This window comes from Falsiroseomonas sp. E2-1-a20 (genome assembly GCF_051433195.1).
Lineage (GTDB): Bacteria > Pseudomonadota > Alphaproteobacteria > Acetobacterales > Acetobacteraceae > Falsiroseomonas.
This window is the reverse complement of sequence record NZ_JBHMFT010000102.1, coordinates 1-4,774: the sequence shown is the minus strand read 5'-3', so window position 1 is coordinate 4,774 and position 4,774 is coordinate 1. Positions and strand designations below refer to the sequence as shown.

Below are 4,774 nucleotides of genomic sequence, written 5' to 3'. Positions count from 1 at the left end.
TAGCAAAGGTCGGGCACAGCGCCCTGGCCTCGATGCCTTGCTCAAGCAGGTGACGCGACGCGAGGTGGATGTCGTCGCCGCGTGGTCGGTCTGCCGGTTGGGTCGTTCGCTTTCCGACCTGATCGGGCTGCTGGGCGATCTACAGGCCAGGGGCGTGGACCTCTACCTCCACCAGCAGGCGCTCGATACCGGGACACCTTCCGGCCGCGCGCTGTTCGGCATGTTGGGCGTGTTTGGCGAGTTCGAGCGCGCGATGATTCGCGACAGGGTGATGGCTGGATTGGATCGGGCCCGTTCGGCAAACAAGCGTCTAGGCCGACCCCCTATGCCGAATTTCAAGGTGGAACGCATCCGCGGCGCCCTGGCTGAGGGACGAGGCGTGCGCGAGACCGCGCGGCTGCTCAAGGTCAGCCCCGCGAAGGTCGTGGAGGTTAGGCGGGCGATGTCGTCGGTCGCCGGGTCTGACGCGAGGGCGTGACGAACCGTGACGCTGCACTACCGCAAGCGTGGCGAGGTCTGGCACTGCCGCGGCAGCGTCCGTGTCGGGCGGCGCAGCTTTGAGGTCCGCGAGTTCTCCACGGGCTGCCGCAACAAAGCCGAGGCCGAGGCCGTTGGTGCTGCCGAGGAGGCACGTATCCGCGCCGAGTTCCTAAACAGCGGTACGGCCGTGGACCGCCTCGCAACATCACCATTGGGGCCTGCATTGCCACATCTGGATTTTGGGGTGTCGCTGCCGGTCGCGCATCTGGCGTCCACTGCCTGAGGCATCCGTCAGGCTGAGGTGGTCTGGGCGGAGGCACGGCGATGTGTCGCATACGTGGGCGATGTCCTGCACATCTAGGATGGCACCGCGGAAGATCATGTAGGAGGTCCTGTGCGGGGTCGCCATTCTGCTGATGCGGCGCTTCGGGTAGGCGCAGAACAGGCCATAGTACAGCGACATAATCGGAAGGTGCAGAGGCAGGCACGGCAGCCCTGGGCAGCGTCATCTATCCGCTGAATAACCTGTTCGCGTCGCTGCACTAGGCCCCTCCGCGCGGCTGCAACCACGCACGCTTCGCCCGCGGTGCTCATGAGCGCGATGGCGCCTTGCTTCAATTCCGATTATGGGATTAAACCATAAATTTTGCTAGCTTTTATGGGCTGAAGCCATAATATCCCTTCTCGCCGGGAGTGACCCGGCCGACGGAAGGAGAGGTGGATGGCAACCCGCATTGAATGGAGCGATGAAACCTGGAACCCCATCTTGGGGTGCAGCGTGGTGTCGCCTGGGTGCTCCAATTGCTACGCGGCAGGGGGCGCCAAGCGGCGGGCGGCCATGCTCGGACAGGGCAATCCCCACGAGGAAACCTGGAAGGACCAGAATGGCCGGAGCGGGTGGAACGGCCGGGTGGTCCTCAACACCGAAACCCGCTGGGCCGCCCTCCGCCACATTCGGGGAAAGCGGGTTTTCGTGAACAGCCTTTCGGACTTGTTCCATTCGGAGGCCCTGGCGGCAGGCTACACCCGGCGGATCATGGATGAACTCGTCGCCCACCGGGCGGGCAACTCCTACCAAATCCTTACCAAGCGGCCCGAGGCGGCGGCGGCCTATTACCGGGAACACCCCGCGCTGCATGGGGCACCGGGCATCTGGCTCGGCACCAGTGTCGAGGATGCCCGCGTAAAGAGCCGGATCGACATCCTCCGGGGCATCCCTGCCGCCCTCCGGTTTCTGTCCTGCGAGCCGTTGATCGGTCCTGTGGGGAGGCTGGACCTCCGGGACATCCATTGGGTGATTGCAGGCGGGGAGAGCGGGCCGCGGTGCCGTCCCATGGCACTGGATTGGGCGCGGGAAATCCGGGACCAATGCGCCGCCGCCGAGGTGCCGTTTTTTTTCAAGCAGCACGGCGGTTTCCCGGATAAGCGGGGCCATGCGAAGGCCGTCCTCGACGGTCGTGAATGGAAGCAGTTCCCCGTCGCCGCCAAAGCCTAGGGGCGGCCCGGTGGGTCGCCCTTCCTTCCCGCCGCGCCAGCCCCCATCCTCCAAGTCCGCCGCTAATCGTTAACCCCCCTCCCTAAGAACTCAGGAGCCACACATGGGCCGCCCGCTCACCCGACCGTTACCAGCGTCCGCCCTGGCCTTTCGCGCAGCCTTGGAGGCGGCCGGGGTCACCCAGGCTGAGTTTGCGCGGCTAATGGCGGCACGTCGTCCAGATGTGACCCCGGCTCAACACACCCGCCGAATAGCCTCCTGGGCCACGGGCGAGCAGCTACCATCGGCCGAGGCCCAACTGGCGCTCGAACTCATGGTGCAGATCACCCGTTTGCGGCAGCCACCACACAGGCGCGATCACGCTGAGTCGAATCAGCCGTCTGCCGTCATAGGGTGAGCGCAGACACGATCAATGCTCCTGCCAGAGCGCCCAGGCGTTGGAGGGCTCCTTGCCGCAGCGCTCGCAGCGCAGGCGGGGATGCGGGCCGCTCCCGCCTCGCCGTGGTGCTCAGCGGCTCGTCGCTCTTTTCAGGCGGGGCCGGGTCAGGCCCAAGCGACATTAGGAAGTGGATCATTGAGAACGACGGGTTGGAGGCCATCGCTGGTCTCCCGGACCAGCTATTCTACAACACCGGCATCAACACCTACGTCTGGATCATCACCAACTGGAAGACACCAATCCGCCGCGGCAAGGTGCAGTTGATCGACGCGACTGGCATGGCCGAGAAGATGCGTCCCAGCCTTGGCAACAAGCGCAATGTGATTCCCGAGAATACCATCGCCGAGATCACCCGGTTATTCGGCGCAATGGCCGAGATCGACTTCTCCAAGGTATTGATAACGAGGACTTCGGCAACTGGCGCATCACAGTTGAGCGCCCTCTACGCCTCGGCTTCGCCATTACCTTGGAGCGCGTGGCCGCCGTGGCCGAGGTCTCGGCAGTGAAGGCCCTCGGACCGATATTCCCAACCTTATTGTTGGCGGTGCCATCCTTCTGTTTCTCGGTTCCGCGCTTGATAAAATTCGTGCGGCTGCCTCTGCCTCACTTAGAATGTGCGCGATTGCCCCAAGACGTGACCGCACAACCCAAGGTACTGCCACTACGACCCTGGTAGCACGACGGTGCTCGACGAGCCCACGAGAGGGCAGGGAGAGAAGGGTCGGCCCGTGTGTTGTAATATGCCGTCGTCCCCACCCGCCTGCTCGGCGGCTTGCTCACGATCCCCTGCACTCCAATGAGCGGTGGTAGCCGCCTCTCATACGTCATCGAATGACTTGGCCGAAGCGATGGGTTTGCCGGTGCAGTACCGGTACAGGTCGTCCATCCCTTGAAGGATGACGACAAGGCGCTCACCCATGTATCCAGCGAACGTGTCTACCATCGAACCCTCATCCAGTATGTCAATGAGGGTTTCCCGCAAGTGTTCGAGTTCGGTCACACGCGTATAGGCGGTCAACATCTTGGCGAACAACTTGCGATCCAGCATCGCAGCGTCCATCAACAGCTTGTCCCCGGCGCCGCGGTGAATGCTGCGGATGGCTCGCTCATCGGTATTGGTTCCGCCCCATACGACACGGTAACAGGGCTTACCGTTGGCGTCCCGATACAAGGAGAAGACCGGAGGTTTATCGGGATATTGCTGGCATAGTTCGTTGACGATGCCGACCAATGACCGATGCACAAAGTAGAGTTGGCCAAGTTCCTGAGCGAGGAGGGTCGTGATCGCAAGGCGCTTGCGACTGTCCGCTCTCCATCGACGGACAAACTCCCATGCCTCCTTCAGGAGAAACAGGGTCAGACCCGAGGCTAGCGTCAGCGGGAGCCATGGCGGCAGTACGGTCATGTAGTCCAAGGTCACATCCCTCTACCCAGCCTGCCACGAAATCTTTGCGAGCGTCGGTGACTGTCTGCACCGCGGACAGGCGAGGGCACGATGCAGGGCAATGTGATTCAGGCTCGTCCAGACCCCCACGGCTCGTGCCAGCGCTTCCCTGTCCATCCTCCATTCACGTCTGCATGGCGTACAGGTAAGGATCACCCCCTCATTGGCCTTGAGGTCACTAAACCGCATCACACCTCATCACGTTCGTCTGAGGAACGATATCAAATCGTTTCTATAATGGTCGAGCCCCGGAGGAGGGCGACCATGCGCAGCTACCTGTTAGCCTATGCTCGTGAAGAAAGGCACAAGGTGTTCCTTCGGGCTCTCGCCTGCTACGCCCTCGTGGCCTTTTGGTTGGCCGCTCCGATTTTGCTGCCGAACAGGCGGGCGAGATCGCCCGGCTTGGGGTCGAAGGCAGCGCGGAGGTGGCGCATCATCTGGACCTTGATGGGCGTCGGCTTGCTGTCGGGGTGGCGAGACCTATCACGCATCTGTCGAGCATTGCCCGATGGGCTCGTAGGGTGAGAGGTGATCGGCGCGGGCGCAGAGTGGGTTGTCGCACGAATGGGCAATATCTTGCCCCCAGGGACGCCGCCGCAGAACAGTGACAACGCCACGAGGTGGGCGGTCGCCATCTTGCTGATGCGCCGCTTCGGGCATGCGCAGAAAAGGCCATAGCTGGACTTCTTTCCGCGGGCCGTCTGTCCGCCGGTCCATATCCAGCATCCCGATGTGAGAACGAGACCTTTGCGAGGAAGCGGCTGAGGAGGATCAGGCAGTCGCAGTCGATTTTATTGTTTTCGATCTTGTCGCGGGGGTATTCCAGCCGAAGGGTGCTTTCCTCGGGTGTGCGGGACTTCTGTTTAATTCATCTTTTTGTTCGCCCGATTTCTCCGCCTTTGCGGAACTGGCGTAA

The 4,774-nt window shown here is 62.5% G+C and carries 5 protein-coding genes; 4 read left to right on the top strand and 1 reads right to left on the bottom strand.

Translation table 11 applies throughout. The features are described from left to right. The 4 genes from ACFHPP_RS30365 to ACFHPP_RS30350 form a co-directional block, all read left to right on the top strand. Positions 1 to 478 (top strand): recombinase family protein (locus tag ACFHPP_RS30365; RefSeq protein WP_437166966.1); only part of this gene is annotated, 478 nt, incomplete at its 5' end. A gap of 6 nt (positions 479 to 484) precedes the next feature. Further along, the gene (locus ACFHPP_RS30360) at positions 485 to 763 is read left to right on the top strand and encodes a hypothetical protein (RefSeq protein WP_437166965.1); all 279 of its coding nucleotides are present in this window, start codon (positions 485 to 487) and stop codon (positions 761 to 763) included. 438 nt (positions 764 to 1,201) lie between these two features. Next, a complete protein-coding gene (locus ACFHPP_RS30355) occupies positions 1,202 to 1,975 on the top strand; it encodes a DUF5131 family protein (protein WP_437166964.1) in 774 nt (257 codons plus the stop codon). Positions 1,976 to 2,368: 393 nt separating this feature from the next. Beyond that, positions 2,369 to 2,920: an HsdM family class I SAM-dependent methyltransferase gene (locus ACFHPP_RS30350; protein WP_437166963.1), complete on the top strand. Its 552-nt coding sequence runs from the start codon at positions 2,369 to 2,371 to the stop codon at positions 2,918 to 2,920. Positions 2,921 to 3,231: 311 nt separating this feature from the next. On the opposite strand, the gene ACFHPP_RS30345 is transcribed toward ACFHPP_RS30350, so the two are convergent. Continuing rightward, on the bottom strand, positions 3,232 to 3,828 hold the full coding sequence (locus ACFHPP_RS30345) for a hypothetical protein (RefSeq protein ID WP_437166962.1): 597 nt from the start codon (positions 3,826 to 3,828) through the stop codon (positions 3,232 to 3,234). Between the last annotated feature and the right edge of the window lie 946 nt (positions 3,829 to 4,774).

What these genes read in the sequence shown, in the direction of transcription:
- ACFHPP_RS30355 (WP_437166964.1), top strand. Translation starts at nt 1,202, where the DNA reads ATGGCAACCCGCATTGAATGGAGCGATGAAACCTGGAACCCCATCTTG.